General features: G+C 55.6%; 15 protein-coding genes. All 15 read right to left on the bottom strand.

Annotation, left to right across the window (positions count from 1 at the left end):
- Positions 1-7: 7 nt before the first annotated feature.
- Positions 8-2131 carry an elongation factor G gene (gene fusA, locus C4885_RS03620; protein WP_113999046.1) on the bottom strand — a complete coding sequence of 708 codons (2124 nt, stop codon included), beginning with the start codon at positions 2129-2131 and terminating at the stop codon, positions 8-10.
- Between the two features lie 25 nt (positions 2132-2156).
- Positions 2157-2627: a 30S ribosomal protein S7 gene (rpsG, locus tag C4885_RS03615; RefSeq protein WP_113999045.1), complete on the bottom strand. Its 471-nt coding sequence runs from the start codon at positions 2625-2627 to the stop codon at positions 2157-2159.
- A gap of 111 nt (positions 2628-2738) precedes the next feature.
- The gene (gene rpsL / locus C4885_RS03610; protein WP_113999044.1) at positions 2739-3164 is read right to left on the bottom strand and encodes a 30S ribosomal protein S12; all 426 of its coding nucleotides are present in this window, start codon (positions 3162-3164) and stop codon (positions 2739-2741) included.
- A gap of 378 nt (positions 3165-3542) precedes the next feature.
- Positions 3543-5357, bottom strand: coding sequence for an oligoendopeptidase F (pepF, locus tag C4885_RS03605; protein WP_113999043.1), 1815 nt, complete (start codon positions 5355-5357; stop codon positions 3543-3545).
- 338 nt (positions 5358-5695) lie between these two features.
- A complete protein-coding gene (locus C4885_RS03600; protein WP_113999042.1) occupies positions 5696-6622 on the bottom strand; it encodes a helix-turn-helix transcriptional regulator in 927 nt (308 codons plus the stop codon).
- Positions 6623-6851: 229 nt separating this feature from the next.
- Positions 6852-10427, bottom strand: a complete 3576-nt coding sequence (rpoC, locus tag C4885_RS03595) for a DNA-directed RNA polymerase subunit beta' (RefSeq protein WP_113999041.1) — start codon at positions 10425-10427, stop codon at positions 6852-6854.
- Positions 10428-10471: 44 nt separating this feature from the next.
- A complete protein-coding gene (locus tag C4885_RS03590) occupies positions 10472-14299 on the bottom strand; it encodes a DNA-directed RNA polymerase subunit beta (protein ID WP_113999040.1) in 3828 nt (1275 codons plus the stop codon).
- A gap of 250 nt (positions 14300-14549) precedes the next feature.
- On the bottom strand, positions 14550-14714 hold the full coding sequence (locus tag C4885_RS16390) for a hypothetical protein (protein ID WP_158538793.1): 165 nt from the start codon (positions 14712-14714) through the stop codon (positions 14550-14552).
- A 92-nt stretch (positions 14715-14806) separates the two neighbouring features.
- Positions 14807-16660 carry an asparagine synthase (glutamine-hydrolyzing) gene (gene asnB / locus C4885_RS03585; protein ID WP_113999039.1) on the bottom strand — a complete coding sequence of 618 codons (1854 nt, stop codon included), beginning with the start codon at positions 16658-16660 and terminating at the stop codon, positions 14807-14809.
- Between the two features lie 164 nt (positions 16661-16824).
- A complete protein-coding gene (gene rpoD / locus C4885_RS03580) occupies positions 16825-17922 on the bottom strand; it encodes an RNA polymerase sigma factor RpoD (RefSeq protein WP_113999038.1) in 1098 nt (365 codons plus the stop codon).
- A gap of 79 nt (positions 17923-18001) precedes the next feature.
- Positions 18002-19783: a DNA primase gene (gene dnaG / locus C4885_RS03575; RefSeq protein ID WP_113999037.1), complete on the bottom strand. Its 1782-nt coding sequence runs from the start codon at positions 19781-19783 to the stop codon at positions 18002-18004.
- A 110-nt stretch (positions 19784-19893) separates the two neighbouring features.
- On the bottom strand, positions 19894-20904 hold the full coding sequence (locus C4885_RS03570) for a deoxyguanosinetriphosphate triphosphohydrolase (protein ID WP_113999036.1): 1011 nt from the start codon (positions 20902-20904) through the stop codon (positions 19894-19896).
- A gap of 160 nt (positions 20905-21064) precedes the next feature.
- The gene (locus C4885_RS03565) at positions 21065-21685 is read right to left on the bottom strand and encodes a YigZ family protein (protein WP_113999035.1); all 621 of its coding nucleotides are present in this window, start codon (positions 21683-21685) and stop codon (positions 21065-21067) included.
- Between the two features lie 87 nt (positions 21686-21772).
- Entirely contained in the window at positions 21773-21982 is a 210-nt protein-coding gene (gene rpmE, locus C4885_RS03560) for a 50S ribosomal protein L31 (RefSeq protein ID WP_113999068.1), read from the bottom strand.
- A gap of 613 nt (positions 21983-22595) precedes the next feature.
- A complete protein-coding gene (locus C4885_RS03555; RefSeq protein WP_113999067.1) occupies positions 22596-24278 on the bottom strand; it encodes a phospho-sugar mutase in 1683 nt (560 codons plus the stop codon).
- Positions 24279-24474 lie beyond the last annotated feature (196 nt).

The raw sequence follows: 24474 nt of genomic DNA, 5'->3' as shown, positions 1-24474 counted from the left end.
TGCAGAATCAGCCCTTATTGCGCTCGGTCATGATCTTATCTGCAACACTCTTGGGAACCTGCTGGTAATCAGCCGGCTCCATGGAGTACTGGCCACGGCCCTGGGTCTTGGAACGCAGGTCAGTAGCGTAACCGAACATCTCGGACAGAGGAACCATAGCGGTGACACGGGCAGTGCCATCGGTGGATTCCTGGTTCTGGATCGCGCCGCGGCGGCTGTTCAAGTCGCCAATGACGTTGCCCATATACTCGTCAGGAACAACAACGTCAACCTTCATGATGGGCTCCATAATGACGGGGTCAGCCTTCTTCATAGCATCCTTGAATGCCATGGAGCCGGCGATGGAGAACGCCATTTCAGAGGAGTCAACTTCATGATAGGAGCCGTCCCACAGAGTGACCTTGACATCCACGACGGGATAGCCAGCCAGAATGCCGGACTTCATCGCGCCCTGGATACCGTTGTCAACAGCGGGGATGTATTCCTTCGGGATAGCGCCGCCAACAATACCGTTGACGAACTCATAACCCTTACCCGGGTTGGGCTCAATCTTGATCTTAACGTGACCATACTGGCCCTTACCACCGGACTGACGTGCGTACTTGGTTTCCTGGTTAGCATCCTTGCGGATGGTTTCACGGTAGGCAACCTGAGGTGCGCCAACGTTAGCTTCGACCTTAAACTCGCGGAGCAGACGGTCCACGATGATTTCCAGGTGGAGCTCGCCCATGCCGGCGATGATGGTCTGACCGGTTTCTTCATCGGTCCAGGTACGGAAAGTCGGGTCCTCTTCAGCCAGCTTAGACAGGGCAATACCCATCTTCTCGCTGCCAGCCTTGGTCTTGGGCTCGATGGCAACGCGGATAACCGGCTCGGGGAAGTTCATGGACTCGAGGATGATGGGATGCTTCTCATCGCACAGGGTATCACCAGTGGTGGTGTTCTTCAGACCAACAGCAGCGGCGATATCGCCAGCGTAGCAGATGTCGATATCCTTACGGTTGTTTGCATGCATCTGCAGGATACGGCCGATACGCTCGTCCTGATCCTTAACAGAGTTGTAAACAGTGGTGCCAGCCTCAACGGTACCAGAGTACACGCGGAAGAAGCACAGCTTACCGACATACGGGTCAGTCATAATCTTGAATGCCAGTGCAGAGAACGGCTGATCATCGGAAGAAGTGCGATCTTCTTCCTCGCCAGTCTCCGGGTTGGTGCCCTTGATGGCCGCAACGTCGGTCGGAGCGGGCATATAATCAACGATTGCATCCAACAGTTTCTGAACGCCACGGTTCTTGTAAGAAGAGCCGCAGACAACAGGAACGATCTCGTTGGAAATAGTAGCCTTACGCAGAGCAGCCTTGATTTCTCCCTTGGTCAGCTCTTCGCCTTCCAGGTACTTCATCATCAGCTCTTCGTCGGTCTCAGCAACAGCTTCGATCAGCTTGTCATGATATTCCTGAGCCTGTTCTTTCAGGTCTTCAGGAATTTCCTCAACGCGCACATCATTGCCCATATCATCATAGTAGATATCGGCTTTCATGTCGATCAGATCGATGATGCCGCGGAAAGTGTCTTCCTGGCCGACAGGCAGCTGGATAGGCACACCGTTGGCATGCAGACGATCATGCATCATCTGTACGCAGCGGAAGAAGTCAGCACCCATGGTATCCATCTTGTTGACGTAAACCATGCGGGGAACCTTGTACTCGTCAGCCTGGCGCCAAACGGTTTCAGACTGAGGCTCAACGCCACCCTTTGCGGCCAGAACGGTAACAGAACCGTCCAGAACACGCAGAGAACGCTGAACTTCAACAGTAAAGTCAACGTGGCCCGGGGTGTCGATGATGTTGATACGATGACGGTTCTTTTTGAACAGAGCCGGATCGTGCTGGGTCTCGGTGTGGCTCCAGTAGCAGGTGGTTGCAGCGGAAGTGATGGTAATACCACGTTCCTGTTCCTGCTCCATCCAGTCCATCGTAGCAGCGCCGTCATGAACTTCACCGATCTTATGGTTAATACCGGTGTAGTACAGAATGCGCTCGGTGGTGGTGGTCTTGCCTGCGTCGATGTGGGCCATGATACCGATATTTCGGGTCATTTGCAGGGATACGTCTCTCGGCGTTGCCATGGCTTAAACCTCCTCAGTAAGCAGATCAATAACGGTAATGCGCGAAAGCCTTGTTGGCTTCTGCCATCTTGTGGGTATCTTCGCGCTTCTTGACGGCGCCGCCAACGTTGTTGGTAGCGTCAATGATCTCGGCGGCCAGGCGAGCGGACATAGTCTTTTCACCACGGCTGCGGCTGTACAGAGTCAGCCAGCGCAGGCCGAGGGTCTCGCGGCGAGCGGGGCTGACCTCCAGGGGAACCTGGTAGGTGGAGCCGCCGACACGGCGGGCCTTAACTTCGAGGCTGGGCATGATGTTTTCCATGGCCTTCTCGAACATTTCGAGAGGATCGTTGCCGGTCTTCTCTTTGACAGTCTCAAAAGCTTCGTAAACGATCTTCTGAGCGACGCCCTTCTTGCCATCCAGCATGATGCTGTTGACCAGACGGGTGACGAGCTTGGAATTGTAAATAGGATCAGCCAGAACTTCGCGCTTTGCGATTTTACCTCTTCTGGGCATCTTTCTTCCCTCCTTCACATTAATGATATCATCGGTACTCGAAAGTTAAAGAAAACTCCCGTTATGCCACAAAAGGGTCAGCTGACCATTTTATGGCGAAAAGATGTTTCCTTACTTCTTGGCACCGGCCTTGGGACGCTTTGCGCCGTATTTGCTGCGAGCCTGGTTACGGTTTGCAACACCCTGAGTATCCAGAGTACCACGGATGATGTGGTAACGGACACCGGGCAGGTCCTTAACACGACCGCCACGGATCAGGACAACGCTGTGCTCCTGCAGGTTATGGCCGATACCAGGAATGTAGGAGGTGACCTCGATACCATTCGTCAGGCGGACACGGGCAACTTTACGCAGAGCAGAGTTGGGCTTTTTGGGGGTCATGGTACGAACAGCGGTGCAAACACCACGCTTCTGGGGGCTGTTCATGGTGGTGTACTGCTTCTTCTGGGAGTTGTAGCTCTTCTGAAGGGCAGGAGCAGTGCTCTTGGTTACCAGGACCTCACGGCCTTTGCGTACGAGCTGGTTAAAAGTAGGCATTTCTTTTCTCCTTTCTTGATTATTCCGCGCAGTTTTTGCGGGGGTTGTGCTTCCATTTTGGCCGCACTTGACCCCTTAACTCACGCATTTATTATAATAGCGGATAAACCACGCTCTGTCAAGAGTATTCACAAAAAATATTTCAAATAATCGTGCAAGATGCTGATTTTCTGCACTGTGGGTTCTAATTTTGCGCTTAAGGTGTATCTGAAAACAAAGAACATGACGGATATTTCGCAAAGGCAAGCAGAATTTAAGGCAAAGAGCCATAGGAATCCTTTGCGGATTCCAAGACTTTTTAACGCAAAATCCCGCTGTGTTTGCAGAAACAGACTAAATTTTCGAATTTTTCAGATACACCCTCGGACTTTCCCCTGCTTATTTTGCAGCTTCCAGCTGTGCCACGCAGGCTTCGGCTTCGTCCAGAATGCGACCGAACTTATCCAGGGCAGCATCCACCGGGGCGGGGGTGGTCAGGTCCACACCGGCATGGCGCAGCTCATCCAGCGGGTAAGCGCTGCCGCCCATGTGCAGGAACTCCAGGTACTTCTTAACAGCCGGTTCGCCGTTCTTCAGGATGCCCTCGGACAATGCCACGGCAGTGGAATAGCCGGTTGCATACTTATAAACATAGAACGGGCGGTAGAAGTGCGGGATGCGTGCCCACTCGTACTGTACTTCGTCATCCACAACCAGCTCCGGTCCAAAGTAGTCCACAATGAGCTTCTTGTACAGATTGTTCAGAGCGGCGGGATTCAGGGCTTCGCCGCGCTCGGCCATGGCGTGGGCATCGCGCTCAAACTCGGCAAACATCGTCTGGCGGTAGACGGTTCCCTTGAAATTTTCGAGGTACTGATTCAGCAGGGCCAGGCGGGTTGCGGGATCCTGGTTCTTTTCTGCCAGCAGGTGCTCAATGAGCAGGTTCTCGTTGACGGTGGAAGCGACCTCTGCGACAAACAGGGTATAGTCGGCATACTGGGCAGGCTGGGTATGGCGGCTGAACCAGCTGTGCATGCTGTGGCCCATCTCATGCGCAATGGTGGAAACGCTGTCCAGCGTACCGGTAAAGTTGCACATGATATAGGGGTTGGAATCATAGCTGCCGCCGGAGTAAGCGCCGCCGCTCTTGCCCTTGTTGGGGAACACATCGATCCAGCGCTCGGCAAAGCCCTTGCGAACGATGGTGCCGTACTCTTCGCCCAGCGGTGCAACGGCATCCAGAACCATCTGCTTGGCCTGGTCATAGGTGTAATGGGCGCTGACGCCCTTGGTCAGCGGGGCGTACACATCATAGTAGTGCAGCTCGTCCACACCCAGGATACGCTTGCGCAGAGCAACATAGCGATACATATCCGGCAGGTGCTTGCGCACAGTAGCCACCAGGTTATCATAGACCTGGCCGGGCACGTTCTCCCCTGCCATGGACATGGCGCGGGAAGATTCATAATGACGGACGGAGGCTTCGGCAGTAGCGGTCTTGACAGCGCCGGAGTAAGAGGCAGCCAGCGTGTTGATGTGCTGGCGGAAGCTCTTGTAGTAGCTTTCAAAGGCATTCTTGCGCAGCACGCGGTCATTGGAGGTTTGCAGCAGGATGTAGTTGGAAGCGGTCAGCTCCACATCGTTGCCCTCGCCATCCTTGACGGAATCGAACACCATGTCGGCGTCTTCCAGGTTATCGGCAACATTTTTCGGGGTGCCGAATGCCTCACCGAAAGCAGCCAGCAGCTTTTCTTCCGGGGCGGTCAGGGTGTGAGGCTTTGCACGCAGCAGGTCTTCCAGAGCAAAACGATAGGGGGCAACCTGCTCGTCAGCCATGATGGCATCCAGGGTTTCCTGCGGCAGTGCCAGGATTTCCGGCTGAGCATAGGCGATGGTACCGACTGCCTTTACATATTTGGCGGTAGCGCGGGCATCCATGCTCTGGGCGTCATCAGCACGGGTATCCTCGCTCAGACGCAGGCTGGTGTAGACAGCCAGGTTTTCCAGTTCACGGAACACGCCGATTTCTGCATCATAAAATTCACGAATGCTGGCAGCGTTGTTCAGCTTGCCCTCCCAGGCAGCCAAAGCTTCAATTTTGGGGTCAATGGCGGCAAAAGCCTTTTCCCATTCCGCATCGCTGGCGTACATTTTGGTCAGGTCCCACTGGTACTGCGGGTCCATCTCTTTGCGTTCTTTCAATGCTTCCGACATGGCGGATTCTCCTTTTCTATATGGTGTCTTTCTGAGCCAGTCAGGGAAGCGTTCTCCCCTGCCCTCCATGCAGGCACCATTCATCCTGCACAGACAAGCCCAGTATAAAAGTATTATACACCAAATGTTAGAAAAAACAAATCCGTTTTTATTTAAGGCAATACCGCACAATTCCCGCCTTACGGCTTAAGCACCGCTCCGACGGCTGCGGCACGGCATCTGCGTTGCCAAAATGCTCGATAAGACATCCAGTATTATCTGCGCTTTTGGCTTAGCAGCTGCCGCACCTCGCTCGCCGTATCGGCACTTAGAATTATGCGGTATTGCCCTAACTTTCTTTATTTGTCATTTGCCCGGCTTTCCAGCAGGCTTCTTACTTCTCCTGCCAACGCTTCACTTTCATTTGTCGTAAAGATACAATCAGACTGCTCTTTCCCGATTCTGAAAAACACCTGATAGTCTTTATTTCCCTGAAACGTCAGCACATCCAGCATCATGGGGTCGCTTTCCCCTGCCTGATAAGTAACCCAAAAGCGCAGCCGCAATGGATTGGGGGTGATTTTTCCCGCCTGTTCATTGGTCACGCCATTGCGGCAGACAAGATATACCGTTGCGGCCCCCTGACTTGCTGGTAAATCCACCTGCTGCATATAGACACCGCTGCCCATTATTTCACAATGCTGCATCCATGCGGCAACTGTGGGGTATTGCTGCCATACATCTTGTGGTACGTTCCACATCGCTGTACTTTGGTAGTTTGCAGATGCCACAAAAGCAATGCACCATAAAAGTACCGCCAGCAGTGTTGCTGCCGCTAAATACAGGACCCGCCTTGCTGCTGCTTTTGCAGCCGTTGCAGCGCCGCTTTTTCCCGCCGCTATAAAAAAGAGTCCGCTTATTGAAATGAACAGAAGTATCAACAATCCAATCGCCGCGCCAAGCCCAACAAATTGCAGAGCAAGCCATAGCAAAATTGCCATTACCGCAATCAGTACCCACGTTTGTTTTGCTGTCAGGCTTCCGGCCGTTTCTGCCTTTTCCTGTACATCTGGTTCTCTTGTTTCTGTCTTTTCTTCCAAAGCAGCCTCTTCCGGCGGGATACCCAACAGTTCTCGGAGCATAAACAGGTTAGCTGTGCCAGGCAGTGCTTTTCCTGTCTCCCACCTTGCCACAGCCTGCCGTGTTACCCCCAGCTGCTCTGCCAGCATTTCCTGGGTCATGCCTTTTTCTTTCCGGGCGGATGCAATTTTCTCTCCCAATGTCATGGTGCTATCCCCCTTTCTTTGGGGCCAGCATAGCACAGCTGTACTACTATTTTCAAGCAACTTTGTATCACTTTTCTGCCACTTTTCCGCAATAAGCAGTTTCATTCCCCGCAAAGCAGCATAAAAAATCCCCCACAGTACCCTTTCCGTTCGCAGTTGCCCGTGCGGAGAATGCTGTGGGGGATGTTATGTTTTATTGTCAGGCTAAGCCTATCAGATAAGAAAAGTCTTACTTTTCAGCGTGGTCGTAAGCGCTGCCTTCGGCATCGCGGATTTCCTCGGCGCGAGCCAGCTCTTCTTCAACCTCCGGCAAACCGGTTCCGGCGGGGATCAGCTTACCGATGATGACGTTTTCCTTCAGACCGGCCAGCGGGTCAACCTTGCCCTTGATGGCGGCTTCGGTCAGAACGCGGGTGGTTTCCTGGAAGGATGCAGCGGACAGGAAGCTGTCGGTTGCCAAGCTGGACTTGGTGATACCAAGCAGGATCTGACTGGCCTGGACCAGCTTCAGGTCGGTTTCGCCTGCATCAATGCGTTCCTGAATCTTCTCGTTCTCGATCATCACATCGCGGCGGTTGACAACGCTGCCCATGATGAACTCGCTGGAACCTGCATCGTCAATGCGAACCTTACGCATCATCTGGCGGACGATAACTTCGATATGCTTATCGTTGATTTCAACGCCCTGCAGACGGTAAACCTTCTGGACTTCGCTGATCAGGTAGTTCTGGGTAGCAATGCGGCCCTTGACAGCCAAAATATCCTGCGGATAAGCATGGCCTTCGGTCAACAGTGCGCCCTTGACGAGCACATCGCCCTCCATCACCTTCAGGCGGTGGCCGAACGGGATCAGGTAGCTCTTGGTAACCGGTGCGCCGTTATCGTCAACACCGGTCACTTCAACGTGGCGGCTCTTCTTGGTATCGTCAATATGGACGGTACCGGCGATCTCGGACATGATAGCCATTGCCTTCGGGCGGCGGCTCTCGAACAGTTCTTCAACACGCGGAAGACCCTGAGTAATATCTTCAGCAGATGCGATACCGCCAGTATGGAAGGTACGCATGGTCAGCTGAGTACCGGGTTCGCCGATGGACTGTGCCGCAATGATACCGACGGATTCACCGACCTTAACGCACTGGCCGTTGGACATGTTGGAGCCATAGCAGCGGGCACAGACGCCAACGTGAGCACGGCAGGTCATCACGCTGCGGATCTCCAGCTCGGTAATACCGGCAGCTTTGATCTTTTCAGCGTCGAACATATCCATCATCTTGTCCTTGGACACAATGAGTTCGCCGGTCTTGGGATCCATCACGTCATGCAGAGCATAACGGCCAATCAGACGCTCGGAGAAGCTTTCGATGGTAGCGTTGCCTTCGCTGATCTCGCTGACGAGGATACCCTCGGTAGCGTGGCAGTCTTCCTCGCGGATGATGACTTCCTGAGAAACGTCAACCAGACGGCGGGTCAGGTAGCCAGAGTCAGCGGTACGCAGTGCGGTATCGGTCAAACCTTTACGAGCGCCTCGAGAAGAGATGAAGTACTCCAAGATGTTCAGGCCTTCGCGGTAGTTTGCACGGATAGGCATTTCCAGGGTTTTACCTGCGGTGTTAGCCAGCAGGCCGCGCATGCCGGCCAGCTGCTTGATCTGGTCCATAGAACCACGAGCACCAGAGTCGGACATCATATAGATGGGGTTGCGCTGGTGGTGGGTCTTCAGGTTGGTAGACAGAGCGTTGGAAACTTCCTCGGTAGCTGCCTGCCAGATCTCAACGGTGTTCTTATAGCGCTCTTCATCAGAGATAAGACCACGGTTGAAGTTCTTCATGACCTTTTCAACCTTCTTGTCAGCCGCAGCCAGGATCTCCGGCTTCTCTTCGGGGATGATAGCGTCAGGCACGGCAACGGTGATGGCGGAAAGGGTGGAATACTTATATCCCTGTGCCTTGATGTGGTCCAGCATGATAGCGCAGCGCTTGGTGCCATGCTTTGTCAGGCAGCGGCTGATGATGTCGGGCAGCTTCTTCTTGGTGACCTGGAAATCGACTTCGTAATCGAACTTATGTTCGGGGTCGGTGCGATCCACATAGCCCAGATCCTGCGGGATGGGGGTGTTGAAGATGATCTTGCCAACAGTGGTGGTGACAAGGGCGGTTTCGGGGCCGTTGCCAAAGTCCATGGTGCGGCGCACCTTAACGGGAGCCTGCAGGGTGACGATATGCTCGGCGTAAGCCATCAGGGCTTCGTCCTCATCGCGGAACACCTTGTCGTGGCCGGGGTCTTCGGGGTTGACCATGGTCAGGTAGTAAGAGCCCAGGATCATATCCTGCGTGGGCACGGTGACGGGTTCGCCGTCAGACGGCTTCAGCAGGTTGCCGGAAGCCAGCATCAGCATCTTAGCTTCGCGCTGTGCTTCGGTGGACAGCGGCAGATGGACAGCCATCTGGTCGCCGTCGAAGTCAGCGTTGAAGGGGGTGCAGACCAGCGGGTGCAGCTTGATGGCGTGGCCTTCGACCAGAACGGGCTCAAATGCCTGAATGCCCAGGCGGTGCAGGGTAGGTGCACGGTTCAGCAGAACGGGATGGCCCTCGATGACGGTTTCGAGAGAGTCCCACACCTCGGTGGAAGCACGCTCGACCTTTTTGCGGGCAGCCTTGATGTTGGAGGCAATGCCCTTCTGGACCAGGTCCTTCATAACGAAGGGCTTGAACAGCTCCAGAGCCATCTCTTTGGGCAGACCGCACTGGTACATCTTCAGCTCAGGGCCGACAACGATAACGGAACGGCCAGAGTAGTCAACACGTTTGCCCAGCAGGTTCTGGCGGAAGCGGCCCTGCTTGCCCTTCAGCATATCGGAAAGGCTCTTGAGGGCGCGGTTGTTGGGGCCAGTGACCGGGCGGCCGCGGCGGCCGTTATCGATCAGGGCGTCAACTGCTTCCTGCAGCATGCGCTTTTCGTTGCGCACGATGATGTCGGGAGCACCCAGCTCCAGCAGGCGCTTCAGACGGTTGTTGCGGTTGATCACGCGACGGTACAGATCGTTCAGGTCGGAAGTCGCAAAGCGGCCGCCATCCAACTGGACCATGGGGCGGATATCCGGCGGAATGACCGGAACAACGTTCAGGATCATCCACTCCGGGCGCTGGCCGGACAGGCGGAATGCATCAACGCACTCCAGGCGTTTCAACAGGCGGACGCGCTTCTGGCCGGTAGCCTTTTCCAGTTCCTCATGCAGCTCTGCGGACAGAGCTTCCAGGTCGATCTCAGCCAGCAGCTTCTGGACGGCTTCGGCGCCCATGCCGGCTTCAAAGGTATCCTCGTACTTTTCCCGCATCTCCTTGTACTCGCGTTCGGTCAGGAGCTGCTTTTTCTCCAGCGGAGTAAAGCCGGGATCGGTAACGATATAGTTTGCAAAGTAGAGCACCTTGTCCAGCTGGCGGGGGCCGATGTCCAGCATCAGGCCAATGCGGCTGGGAATGCCCTTGAAATACCAGATGTGCGAAACGGGTGCAGCCAGCTCAATGTGGCCCATGCGCTCGCGGCGGACCTTAGCGCGGGTAACTTCGACACCGCACTTATCGCAGATCTTGCCCTTATAGCGGATGCGCTTATACTTGCCGCAGTGGCATTCCCAGTCCTTGGTAGGTCCAAAAATGCGCTCGCAGAACAGGCCGTCGCGCTCCGGCTTCAGGGTGCGGTAGTTGATGGTTTCAGGTTTCTTGACCTCGCCATAGCTCCAGGCACGGATCTGGTCGGGAGAAGCAAGGCCGATCTTGATAGAATCGAACTCTTTATTTTCCATTCAGCGAACCCTCTCATTTAATCGTGACGTAAACAGCATTCCGATCATTCACCGTCGAACAGGTCGTCGCCATTGTCGGCTTCGATCTGTGCCAGAGAAGCTTCATCCGGCTCCTCATCGCCCAGGTCGTCGTCAAAGCCTTCATCGGCATCCTTGACACTGTAATCATCCTGCAGCTCGCTTTCCAGCAGAACGTTATCACCGATATCGCTGTTGTCAAAGTTGGCATCGTCATCGTCATATTCCTGACGCATATCAACAGCGTTGCCTTCCTTATCCTGGACAACAATATCCAGGCCAAGGCTCTGCAGTTCTTTCAGCATAACGCGGAAGCTTTCGGGGATGCCCGGATTCGGCACATCTTCGCCCTTGACGATTGCTTCGTAGGTCTTGACACGGCCCACAACGTCGTCAGACTTGACAGTCAGGATCTCCTGCAGGGTGTAAGCCGCACCATAAGCTTCCAGAGCCCAAACTTCCATTTCGCCGAAACGCTGGCCGCCGAACTGGGCCTTGCCGCCCAAAGGCTGCTGGGTAACCAGAGAGTACGGGCCGGTGGAACGGGCATGGATCTTATCATCAACCAGGTGATGCAGCTTGAGGTAGTACATATAACCGACAGTAACCTTGGAGGGGAACTTTTCGCCGGTACGGCCATCGTAAACGGTGGTCTTGCCGTCATCGGTCAGGTCGATCTTGCTGAAATCGATGATGTGGCCCTTATCGCCCATCAGGCGGGGCAGCTTGGTGGGATATTCCGGTGCATGGTCGCCATGCCACTTATCGCGGGCTTCGGCCAGGCAGTCACGGATATCGGATTCGTGCGCGCCATCGAACACGGGGGTTTGCACATGCCAGCCAAGGGCCTTGGCAACATAGCCAAGGTTGACTTCCAGCACCTGACCGATGTTCATACGGGAAGGAACGCCCAGGGGGTTCAGCACGATATCCAGCGGGGTGCCGTCAGGCAGGAACGGCATGTCCTCCTGCGGCAGAATGCGGGAAACAACGCCCTTGTTGCCGTGACGGCCTGCCATCTTATCGCCAACGCTGATCTTACGCTTCTGGGCGATATAGACGCGCACGCAGGTGCGCACGCCGGGCTGCAGCTCGTCAGAGTTTTCGGGGGTAAAGACCTTAACATCCACAACAATGCCGTAAGCACCGTGGGGAACGCGCAGGGAGGTATCACGTACTTCCCGTGCCTTTTCGCCAAAGATGGCGCGCAGCAGGCGCTCTTCGGCGGTCAGTTCGGTTTCACCCTTCGGGGTAACCTTACCAACCAGAATATCGCCGGTCTTGACTTCGGCGCCGATGCGGATAATGCCGCGGTCGTCCAGATCCTTCAGGGAATCATCGCCGACGTTGGGGATATCACGGGTCACCTCTTCAGGTCCCAGCTTGGTATCGCGGGCTTCGCTCTCGTACTCCTCAATGTGGATAGAGGTGTAGATATCCTCGCGGACCAGCTTTTCGTTCAGCAGAACAGCGTCCTCATAGTTGTAGCCTTCCCAGGTCATGAAGCCGATCAGAGCGTTCTTGCCCAGAGAGATCTCGCCGTCCTTGGTGGCGGGGCCGTCAGCCAGAACGTCGCCCTTCTTGACAACATCGCCCACATAGACGGCGGGGCGCTGGTTGACGCAGGTTCCCTGGTTGGAGCGCATAAACTTAATCAGTTCATAGGTATCGGCGGAGCCATCTTCCAGACGGACAACGATCTTATCTGCGTCAACGCTTTCAACGGTGCCGTCATGGGCAGCCAGCACGCAGACACCAGAGTCGGTAGCAGCCTTATATTCCATGCCGGTAGCAACCAGAGAGCGCTGGGTAACCATCAGAGGCACAGCCTGACGCTGCATGTTGGAGCCCATCAGAGCACGGTTACAGTCATCGTTTTCCAGGAAGGGAATGCAGGCGGTAGCCACAGAAACCATCATTCGCGGAGAGACATCCATGAAATCGACCTGTTCACGGGCAAATTCCTGAATGTCGTTGCGATGACGGCCGGAAACGCGGGAACGGACAAAGCGGTTGTTCTCGTCCAGCGGTTCGTTGGCCTGTGCCACGATGTATTCATCTTCAACGTCGGCGGGCATATAAACAACTTCATCGGTAACAACGCCGGTTTCTTTATCCACGCGGCGGTAAGGTGCCTCAATGAAGCCGTACTTGTTGATCTTGGCGAAAGATGCCAGATAGGAGATCAGACCGATGTTGGAACCTTCGGGCGTCTCAATCGGGCACAGACGGCCATAGTGGGTATAATGAACGTCGCGGACTTCGAAGCCTGCGCGGTCACGGGACAGACCGCCGGGGCCCAAAGCGGACAGACGGCGCTTATGGGTCAGCTCAGACAGCGGGTTGTTCTGGTCCATGAACTGAGACAGTGGGCTGGAACCGATGAACTCACGGATGGCAGCCACGACCGGGCGGATGTTGACCAGGCTCTGCGGGGTGATCTCGCCAGATTCCTGGTTCTGCAGGGTCATGCGCTCGCGCACAACGCGCTCCATACGGGCAAAGCCGATGCGGAACTGGTTCTGCAGCAATTCGCCAACGCTGCGCACGCGGCGGTTGCCCAAGTGGTCGATTTCATCGGTCACGCCGATGCCATGGTCAAGGCCCAGCAGGTAGTTGACGGAAGCAAAGATATCGTCAACGGTAACGGTGCGGCTGATGAGCTTATCATGATTCTTGGTCAGCAGTTCTTTCTGCTCTTCCGGATCGGAGGTAGCATCCAGAATCTTACGGATTTCGGCGAAGGAAGCGCGCTCGTTGATGCCGCATTCCTTCACGTCAAAGCTGAAGAAACTCTGGGCATCGACACAGCCGTTGGAGAACACGATCACATTGACCGGATCCTGGCCCTTGCGCTCCACGATAACAGTAACGCGGGAAACACCGGCGTTATCAATTTCAACAGCCTTTTCGTGGCTGATGCGCTCGCCCTTGGCGGCCAGCAGTTCGCCGGTCAGCGGGGCAATGATGTCCTCGGCAGTCTTATAGCCCGCAATACGGCGGAACAGGCACAGCTTGTTGTTCATCTTGAAGCGGCCAAAACGAGCCAGGTCGTAACGGCGCGGATCAAAGAACAGCAGGTTGATGTGGCTGCGGGAGCTTTCCACCGTCGGCGGCTCGCCGGGGCGCAGCTTGCGGTAGCACTCCAGCAGGGCTTCCTCTGTGGAATGGGTGATATCCTTTTCCAGGGTGGCGTTGATTTTGGGTTCAGAATCGCCGAAGTACTGGCGGATCTGCTCATCGGTGCCAAGACCCAGTGCGCGCAGGAAGGTAGTAACCGGCAGCTTGCGGTTTTTATCAATGCGCACATAATATACATCGGAAGAATCAGTTTCGTATTCCAGCCATGCGCCGCGGTTGGGGTTCATGGTTGCGGTGAAAAGGTCCTTGCCGGTACGGTCTTTGCTGGAAGCATAGAACACGCCGGGCGAACGAACCAGCTGGCTGACGATAACACGTTCTGCACCGTTGGAGATGAAAGTGCCGGAATCCGTCATGAGCGGGAAATCGCCCATGAAAATTTCCTGTTCCTTCACTTCGCCGGTGCTCTTGTTCAACAGGCGCGCAGTGACATAAAGCGGCGCAGCATACGTTGCGTCACGCTCTTTACATTCTTTAATGGTATATTTGGGGTGCTTGTCCAGACGGTAATCGACAAATTCCAGCGAGAGATTCCCGGTGTAATCCTCGATCGCGTCAATGTCGTGGAACACTTCGCGCAGGCCCTCGTCCAGGAACCAGTTATAAGAGTTTTTCTGGATCTCGATGAGGTTGGGCATGCCAATCACTTCGTTGATGCGGGAAAAGCTCATTCTGGAGGTTCGACCGTTTTGTACGGGCTTGACCTTTACCATAAAATGCGACCACTCCTATTCCGTTCAGATTTGTTTTTGGCAAAAGCGCTCCGCCGAAGCAATGATTTTCTTGGAACATTCGTCGTTTTTAACAAAGTTTGAAAAAACGTGGAAAAATCAAAATTCCTTTAGGGCGCTCTATTCCATTTTGTGATACTATGCCAGTATACCAGCCAAAAAGCTGATTGTCAAGGGCTCTTTTGGCATTTTGCGTGTTTTTTTATCAGACAATTGAACGCCCGGATGCGTGTCACATTTCTTTTGGCAAAGTGCTATTTTTGTATTTCTTCTGCCACTTGACAAATCCTTGAAATGCCGCTAATTGGCACAATGCCCAATTACCTTGTGTGTTTTTTGTATGGGTTGCAGCCTGCGTTTTTTCTGCATTTTCCCGGTTTTTACGCTTTGCAAACAAAAAGTGCCCTTCCCGCCGTTATCCGTGTGCAGGGTGGGCACTCGTCTGTTTTTGGTGTTATGCGTTTGATGCCGGGCCCGCCACACGGGTATTTACACCAGCTCCACCCGGTATTTTTGCAGCCAGTAATTCAGCTGCACAAACCAGGCAATGGTCTGCGGGGTGGTCATCAGCTGGCCATACCAGGGGGTCGCAGTCTCGGCAGCGGTCAACAGCTGTTCCAGCGCTGCCCTCTTGGCAATACGCAGCAGCGGGGCATCCGGGTCCTGCATCGCACTGCGCAGCATGGCGCTGACAGCGTTCAAATACGCCGGGTTCCATGTTTTAGGGTAGGGGCTCTTTTTTCGCCACAACACTTCCGTGGGCAGCACGCCCTGCATCGCCTGGCGCAGCAGGCCTTTTTCGTGGCCCTCGTAATCCTTATATTCCCACGGCACGCTGTACAGGTATTCCGCAATGCGGTAATCGCAGAACGGCACGCGCACTTCCAGCCCGCTGTACATACTCATTCGGTCCTTGCGGTCCAAAAGGGTCTGCATAAACCAGTTAAAGTTCAGGGCAAACATCTGGCGCATCCGTTGTTCCAGGGGATCCAGACCGGGGCGGATGGAAGTTTGCTCCAGCGTGGCGTGGTAGCCTTCATCAATATACGCCGCCGGGTCAATGCCGCCGAACACCTCCGGCTTAAAAAAGCTGACCCTGTATGCCGTGCTCTGCGCCCAAGGAAAGCCATACCGCTCCCGCACGGTCTTATCCCTGTACCAGGGGTAACCGCCAAATATCTCGTCCGCGCACTCGCCGGAAAGTGCCACGGTGGCTGTTTTACGGATCTCACGGCAGAACAGCAGCAGCGAGGAGTCCACATCCGCCATGCCGGGCAGGTCGCGGGCGTCCACCGCTTCCAGCAGGGCGGCGGCCAGTGCTTCGCTGTCCAGCGTTACCCAGGTATGCTGCGCGTTCAAGAACTGGTTCATGGTGCGGATATACGGCGCATCCGGGCTGGGCTGGAAATGGGTGGCGTGGAAGTACTTTTTGTTATCCTGATAACCGACCGAGAAAGTCTGCAGTGTTTTGCCCCGCGCCGTAAAGTAGGAATCCGCGATTGCCGAAATCAGGCTGGAATCCAGCCCGCCGGAAAGGAAGGTTGCCACCGGCACATCCGATACCAGCTGCCGCGTGACGGCATCCATCACCAGGTCCCGCACTTTGGCTGCGGTGTGGGTAAAATCATCGGGGTGTTCGTGGTCGGTCAGCTGCCAGTAGCGGCGCACGGTGAGGCGCGGCGCACCAACCTGTGGCACAGTGTATTCTGCGCAGCAGCCAGGCTTCAATTCCTGCACATTGCGGAACACCCCGCACCCCGGCGTGCGGCCAGGGCCGAGCAACAGCACATCGGCCAGCCCATGGGCATCCACCTGCGGCGGGATCTCCGGGTGGCAGAGCAGCGTTTTCAGCTCGGAAGCAAAGATCAGGCTGTCCCCGCGCAGGGCATAGAACAGCGGCTTGACCCCGATGCGGTCCCGCGCCAGAAAGAGCTTTTGCGCCCGCTGCTGCCACACAGCAAATGCAAAAATACCGTTCAGCTTTTCCAGACATTCTGGTCCCCACTGGGCAAAAGCATGTAACAAAACCTCAGTATCGGAATGGCTTACAAAGCGATGGCCCAGAGCCGCAAGCTGGGCGTGCAGCTCCGGCGTGTTGTACAGCTCGCCGTTGTACACCAGAATGTATTTCTCCCCGCCCTGATCCAGCACCATGGGCTGGCAGCCGTTTTCCAGATCCACCACAGCCAGCCGCGCATGGATCAGCGCCGCATGGCCGTGCAGGTATATTCCCCGCTGGTCCGGCCCGCGGCGTGCAAGGCTTTTCTGCATTCGGCAGTAAGCTGGGTAGTTGGCTGCAATCTTATTTGGGTCCGCGCTGATCTGTCCGGCAATTCCACACATCGTTATCCCCTCCCCTATATCATCAGGGTAATCGTATGCTGTGGCTTTGTCATTTATGCCTGCTGCACACAAAAATACACCCGCACCGCCGGGCAAACAGCAGTACGGGTGCAGATGATTTTAATTTGCTATTTCTATTCTATATAAGAATAAGAATCACGGCATCAATCCAGGAAGTCGCGCAGCTTTTTGCTGCGGCTGGGGTGGCGCAGCTTGCGCAGGGCTTTTGCTTCGATCTGGCGGATACGTTCACGGGTAACGTTGAACTCCTTGCCCACCTCTTCCAGCGTGCGGGGGCGGCCATCTTCCAGGCCAAAGCGCAGGCGCAGGACCTTTTCTTCACGCGGGGTCAGGGTTTTCAGCACATCGGCCAGCTGCTCTTTCAACAGGGTCTGGCTGGCGGCTTCGGCGGGAACGGGGGCTTCCTCATCGGGGATAAAGTCGCCCAAGTGGCTATCTTCCTCCTCACCGATGGGGGTTTCGAGGCTGACGGGTTCCTGTGCCACGCGCATAATCTCGCGCACTTTGTCCACCGGCATATCCAGGCGCTCGGCAATTTCTTCGGCGCTGGGCTCATGGCCGTTTTCGTGCAGCAGTTGGCTGGAAACCTTTTTGACCTTGTTGATGGTTTCCACCATATGCACAGGGATACGGATGGTGCGGGCCTGATCCGCAATGGCGCGGGTGATGGCCTGGCGGATCCACCACGTTGCATAGGTGGAGAACTTGAAGCCCTTGGTATGGTCAAACTTTTCAACCGCTTTGATCAGACCCAGGTTACCTTCCTGGATCAGGTCCAGGAACTGCATGCCGCGGCCCACATAGCGCTTTGCAATGGAAACTACCAGACGCAGGTTGGCTTCGCTCAGGCGCTGCTTGGCGCGTTCGCCGTCCTTGCCGCCTTTCTGGATATCCAGGGCCAGCTGCACTTCCTCATCGGGGGTCAGCAGGGGCACGCGGCCGATCTCTTTCAGGTAAACCTTAACGGGGTCATCGATGGTAATGCCGTCCGAGGTAACGGTATCCTCAAAGTCATCCATCCCCTCCTCGCCCATATCGGCCACAGCGGACATATCAGTGGCGTCATCATCCACCACTTCAATGCCGTTGCTTTCCAGCTCTTCATACAGCTTTTCCATCTGCTCCGCGTCAATAACACGGCTGCTTTCTTCCATAGCGTCACTGATTTCGGTGCTGGTCAATTTGCCTGCACGGCGGCCCTGTTCAATCAGGTTGCGAATCGAATCTTTCTTTTCTGCCATAAGTAGTTTCTCCTTTGGTTTTTATTCTGCCCATCTTACTGGAACGGGATAAAACAACATGGTTTTGGCCGGGTGGAAATTATTCTTCCGGCGGGCGTTCGCCCACTTTTTTGCGGGCAAGGGCGGCAAATTTCTGCCGGAATTCATCGTCTGTGGTGCCTGCCACCTGGGCGCTTTCGGGGTTTGCGGTCTGCAAACGATCCAGCAGCATATCAATATCCCGGCGGGTCAGGCGGGTATCGGCGTTTTGGGCCTGGGCCAGCATCACCTGGCTGTAGGCTTTTTCCTCCAACAAGGGGGAAAGGGTCGTGGCGTTGGCGGGCTGGCCGCGGGCGGCGCAGTCGTAAATTGCCTTGATTGCCTGCTGCATTTCCGGCAGCACCACCATGCCAAGGTTTAGCCGCTCCCGGATGTAGGGGATGGCGCCGGCATCCTGCAGCATCGCCGCCACAAGCTGGCGGGCGGCGCTTGCGGCCCCCAGGGCAGCTTCGCCCCCGCGGTCATAGGGCACGCGGATATCCGCCGCAATCCCCTGGCGGGAAAGTTCGTTCTGCTCTTTGCGGCGCGCCCTGCGCCCGGCCCCGCGCACGGCGCTTTCCAGCTGGACCAACACAGCCTTTTTATCAATGCCGGTCTGCTCCGCAATGCGCCCGGCATACACATCCCGCGCCGTGGGGCTGACCGCGCTGCCTGCCAGAATGCCGATGGCTTCATCCACATATTGCAGGCGCTGGGCATCGTTGCGCAGGTCATATTTTTTCACTGCCTTAGCCAGCTTGAACTCCAGCGGGGTTGCGGTGCCTTCCAGCACGGCTTCAAACCGGTCGCGGCCATAGGTGCGGATAAATTCATCCGGGTCCTTGGCACCGGGGATGTTCAGCACCCGCACCTGCAAATTGGTACCGGAAAACAGCGCCAAACTGCGCTCCGTCGCCTTCTGGCCTGCTTCGTCCGAGTCATAGCTCAGCACCACTTCGTCGGCGTATTCCGTCAGCAGCTTGACCTGCTCCGGCGTCAAAGCCGTGCCGCAGGCACAGACAGCGGTATCAAACCCGGCTTCGTGCATCGAGATGACGTCCATATACCCTTCGCAGAGGATATACCGCTTGGACGTTGATTTTTTTGCCACATTCAGCGCAAACAGCGTGCGGGATTTGTGGTAGACCATCGTTTCGGGCGAGTTGATGTATTTCGGCTTGGAATCATCCATCACGCGCCCGCCGAACGCAATGATATTGCCCCGCACATCAATGATGGGCACCATCACGCGGTGGCGGAAGATATCATACAGATTGCCCTTGGCGCTACGCTTGACAAGGCCGGAGGATTCCAATTCCGGCTCGGTAAAGCCGCGGTGGCGCAGGTAGTGCAGAAGGCCGACAAAATCTTCCGGTGCATAGCCCAGGCCAAACCGGCGGATGGCCGCATCCGAAAGGCCGCGTTTTTCGCGCCAGTAGCGGCGGGCCATGGCGGCTTCCGGCGTTGGGGCGTTGAGCTGGTCATAAAAATAGCGCGCGGCGTTGCGGTTGATCTCCAACAGGCGGGAGCGGGAACGGCTTTCCTGGTCGTCCTCCTCCGGCATGGGCATCCCGGCGCGGCCCGCCAGCTGTTTAACAGCTTCCACATAGCCCAGGTTGGAAATTTTGCGCACAAAGTTAATCACATCCCCCGCCGCACCGCAGCCAAAGCAGTAAAAACTTTGGGTATCCGGGTAGACGGTAAACGAAGGGGTTTTCTCGTTATGGAAAGGGCACAGCCCGGTATAGGTCCGCCCGCGATGACGCAGCTGCACATATTGGCCGATTACTTCGGTAATATCATTGCGTGCAACCACTTCCTGTATGTATTCCTGTGGGATCAATGGGGCTCCGGGCCTCCTTTCGCGTATATATCGTAATAATTTATAGGTTAGCGGGCGCACAATGTGCGCCCCTTCGGGGCGGGCGGCAGTGCTCTAACATACTGCCAATTTTATAGCACCTGCCACTTTTGCGGCACAAACAGCTCCTCAAACAGGCGGGTAGCAAATTCATCGCTCATACCGGAAATATAATCCGCCACGGCACGGTCTATTCCCTGGTGATATGCCACCTGCATATAAAAATTAGGCATCAGCGTGGGGTCCGCGCAAAGGCGTTCATACAGCGCTTCGATCATCTTGTCCACTTTTTTCTCTTCGCGCTTGGCATCCTTGTCCACATACACCGTGCTGTACATAAAGTCTTTCAGCACACCGTATGCCTCCTCCACTTCGGGGGAAAACTGCATTTTCCCATTTTTGCAGTTTGCGCTGTTTGCCACAAGGTCGGTGATCATTGTGGTGATGCGCCGGGATTTGGTATCTCCCAGCACCTGCACGGCATCCCGCGGCAGGGCGGTGGGGTTCAGCACACCGGCGGCCACGGCATCCTCAATATCATGGTTCAAAAAGGCAATGTGGTCCGCATAGCGCACGGTACAGCCTTCCATCGTGCGGGCCCAGGCGCCTTTGGTGTGGGTAATAATCCCGTTGCGCACCTCCCAGCAAAGGTTCAGGCCCTTGCCGTCCTTTTCCAGGTAGTCCACCACCCGCAGGCTTTGGCGGTAGTGGGTAAACCCGCCGGGGCACAGCCGGTTCAGTGCGCGCTCCCCCGCGTGGCCGTATGGGGTGTGGCCAAGATCATGCCCCAGGGCAATGGCTTCGGTCAGGTCCTCATTCAGCCGCAGGGCGCGGGCAATGGTTCGGGCAATCTGGCTGACTTCCAGCGTGTGGGTCAGCCGGGTGCGGTAGTGGTCGCCCTCCGGCGAAAGAAACACCTGTGTTTTCTGCTTCAACCGCCGGAAACTTTTACAGTGCAAAATTCTGTCCCTGTCACGCTGGTAGCAGGTCCGCAGGTCATCTTCCGGTTCCGGGGTGCGGCGGCCAAAGCTCTGCTCACTTAAAGCGGCATAGGGGCTTAAGGTCAGGCGTTCAATTGTCTGGGTCTCTTCCCGCACAGTCACGGCGCAGCCTCCTTTCCCCTTTCCGGTTCCCCGTTGGGCATATCATGCCCAAAAACGGCTCTCTATATTATAAATACGATAAAAAGCCGCCAAACACTTGTATGAAATGTAAAAATTTCATGGGAAATTCTGCTTTCTTGCCAGAAATGACTGCGCAGCATCAAAAAGCTGCGTAAAGTGGTTTGCTGATCGTCACTTCGGCACTGCCGCGGGTCAGCTCGCTCAGGTCATGGCACAGGGCTTCTTCGGTTCCGGCAGGCATGCGCCAGCGCAGGGTCACAGCGTCGGCATACTCCGGTTCCTGCAGTTTGGCCCCGGCGGCTGCGATCATCCGCTGGGCCTGTTCAAACTTGGGGTATGGCACGGTCACGGCGCAATCCGTCACCAGCCGCATGCTGACAATCTCCGCCTGCTGCAAGGCTCCGGATGCCGCCGCGGTGTAGGCCCGCACCAGCCCTCCGGTACCCAGCAGAACTCCGCCAAAGTACCGCGTAACCACCACGATCACATCCGAAAGCCCTGCATGGCCGATGGCTTCCAGCACGGGGGTACCGGCGGTTTTGGCGGGTTCGCCGTCATCACTGTAGCGGGTGCGGCCGCCCTCGCGCAGAACATAGGCATACACATTATGCCGCGCGGTGCGGTTGGCCGCTTTGATGCGGTTCAGGTGGGCAAGGGCAGCTTCCTCGGTATCGGCAAACGCAGCGGAAGCAATAAAGCGGGAGCGCTTTTCTTCATATTCAAAGGTGGAAATACCGCGGATCGTTTGATAGTCCGGCATAGGGGTTCTCCTTTGAGATGCAAGATGATGTATTTGAAAAAAATACCGCAGATGTTGCCATCTGCGGTATACAAAACCTTAATGCAATTACTTGCCAGCCTTGTTGGCGTAGCGGCGCTTAAAGCGCTCAACACGTCCGCCGGTGTCAACCAGCTTCTGCTTGCCGGTGTAGAAGGGATGGCACTTGCTGCAAACTTCAACGCGGATCTCCGGCTTGGTATCACGGGTATGGATCACGTTGCCGCATGCGCAGGTAATGGTGCAATCCACATAGTTGGGATGAATACCCTGCTTCATTTTCATTTCACCTCTTTCTCGATCATGACTAAAGGGAGCCATACTTGATATATGTGCTCATCACAATCTTCGAATTTCGGCTACCAGCAGACGCCATCCTGTGCGTGTGGAGCAGCCCTCTGAACGATTGCTAGAGTATTTTACCAGAGTTTTTGTGTTTTGTCAAGTAGTGCGGGCAATCTTTTGCGGCGGCAAATTGCCAGCAAAAGTGCAATCATTTATATGCCCATCCGGGACGTCGAGGACGCCGTCTCCTACTGTGGGGCAAAGTACATCACACGTTTTTTGTATCTGCTCCGGTAAGTTTCCGGCGGAGTCGGGTACCCCCGCCCTACTGGGTGTTTGTGGGTTGGCCGCACACAATAAAATGCTCTGTAGGGAACGGTCTTGACCGTTCCGGGGCCTTGTAGCAGATGCCGCAACAATTTTCCGCAAAGCCTTTGGCTCCCCTTCGAGGGGAGCTGTCGCCGAAGGTGACGGAGGGGTGATTCCCCAAGCGGAGCCTGAAAATGCGCGTTATTTCCTCACTGCGGCGGCTAGGGGGCTGCATACAAAAAAGGCCGTCTGCGTATTACAGCAGGCGGCCCAAAAGCGCCAAACCTATGGAATCACATTATACCAGCAGCGGCTTAACGGCAGCGGCCAGTTCTTCTTTCTTGGCTTCGGCTTCGGCCAGGTCTTTGCCCTTGGTGGTAAAGTAGGTCTTGATCTTCGGCTCGGTGCCGGAGGGGCGCACCACAACGGTGCAGCCGGATGCCAGGGTGTAGATCAGCACGTTGGCGGCGGGCAGACCGGTCTCTTCAGGCTTTTTATAGTCCACAACCTTTACAACGGCGTCACCGCCAAAGTCCTTGGGCGGGTTCTCGCGCAGGCCGGACATAATGCCCGCCATCTTGTCCATGCCGGACAGGCCCGGGAACTCAAAGCTGTCAACCTTGTTCAGGTAGCGGCCATACTCGGTGTAAATGCGCTCCAGCTCTTCCTTGATGGAACTGCCCTTTGCGCGGTAATAAGCAGCCATTTCGCAAATCAGCATAGAGCCGATGATGGCATCCTTATCGCGGACGTAAGGACCAGCCAGGTAGCCATAGCTTTCCTCAAAGCCAAAGATGAAGCGGTCAACCTGACCAGCAGCTTCCAGCTTGGCGATCTGATCGCCGATCCACTTAAAGCCGGTCAGCACATTGCGGCACTCAACACCGTAATGCTCGGCCACCTTGTCCGCCAGCGGGGTGGACACGATGGACTTGCACATGACGGGGTCTTTGGGCATGGTCCCCTGCTCAATGCGGCCCGCGCAGATGTAATCCAGCAGCAGAACGCCGACTTCGTTGCCGGAAAGCAGCTCATAGCTGCCATCCTTGCACTTAACGGCAATGCCAACGCGGTCAGCATCGGGGTCAGTGGCCAGCATCAGGTCTGCACCAGACTTTTCGGCCAGTTCCAGGCCAAGGCGCAGAGCCTCGAAAATTTCGGGGTTGGGGTACGGGCAGGTGGGGAAATTGCCGTCCGGCTTTTCCTGTTCCGGCACAACGGTGATATCGGTAATGCCGATGTCATGCAGAACATGGGTGACCGGAACCAGGCCGGAGCCGTTCAGCGGGCTGTAAACCAGCTTCAGGCCGGCGGTCTTGCAGATACCGGGACGGATGGAGCGGGCTTCGATTGCTTCGTACAGGGCGTTGATGCAGTCATCGCCAACGTATTCGATGATGCCCTTTTCCAGCCCCTCGGCAAACGGCATGGTTTTTGCGCCGGTCAGGATGTCGGTCTTCTGGATTTCGGCGTACACGATGTCAGCGGCCTCATCGGTCATCTGGCAACCATCGGGGCCGTAGGCCTTATAGCCGTTGTACTTGGCCGGGTTGTGGGACGCCGTTACCATGATACCGGCGTTGCAGTTATAATACCGGGTAGCAAAGCTCAGTGCGGGAACCGGCATCAGGGCGCTGTAAATGCGCACCTTTACGCCGTTGGCGGCCAGAACTTCGGCAGCAGTCTTGGCAAACACATCGCTCTTGATGCGGCTGTCATAGCTGATCGCAACGGTCTGGGTGCCGCCCTGGGTCTTGACCCAGTTGGCAAGGCCCTGGGTAGCCTGGCGCACAACATACACGTTCATGCGGTTGGTACCGGCGCCGATCATACCGCGCAGACCGGCAGTGCCGAACTTAAGGGCAACGGCAAAACGATCCTGAATGGCAGCGTCATCGTTCTGAATCGATTCCAGCTCCGGCTTCAGGTCGGGGTCATCCAGGTTGGCAGCAAGCCAACGGCTGTACATTTCTTTATACATTTTGGACATCATCACTTTCTTACCCTGTAAAAGTTTTGGGTAAATTTACTTGTTCAAATTAAATATATCAATTTTAGTTTACGTTGTCAATCAAAAAAAGCTGGAATTCCGGCTTTTTGCCGGGGCTTTGCCTATTTTTTTGCCCTACAGCGTCAAGGCAGATTTTGGGCACAAAAAATATGCTTGCCGCCGCGGG

The organism is Subdoligranulum sp. APC924/74 (assembly GCF_003324125.1).
Lineage (GTDB): Bacteria > Bacillota > Clostridia > Oscillospirales > Ruminococcaceae > Gemmiger > Gemmiger qucibialis.
Note: the sequence above shows the minus strand (reverse complement) of the source record. Positions and strands in the feature narration are given on the sequence as shown.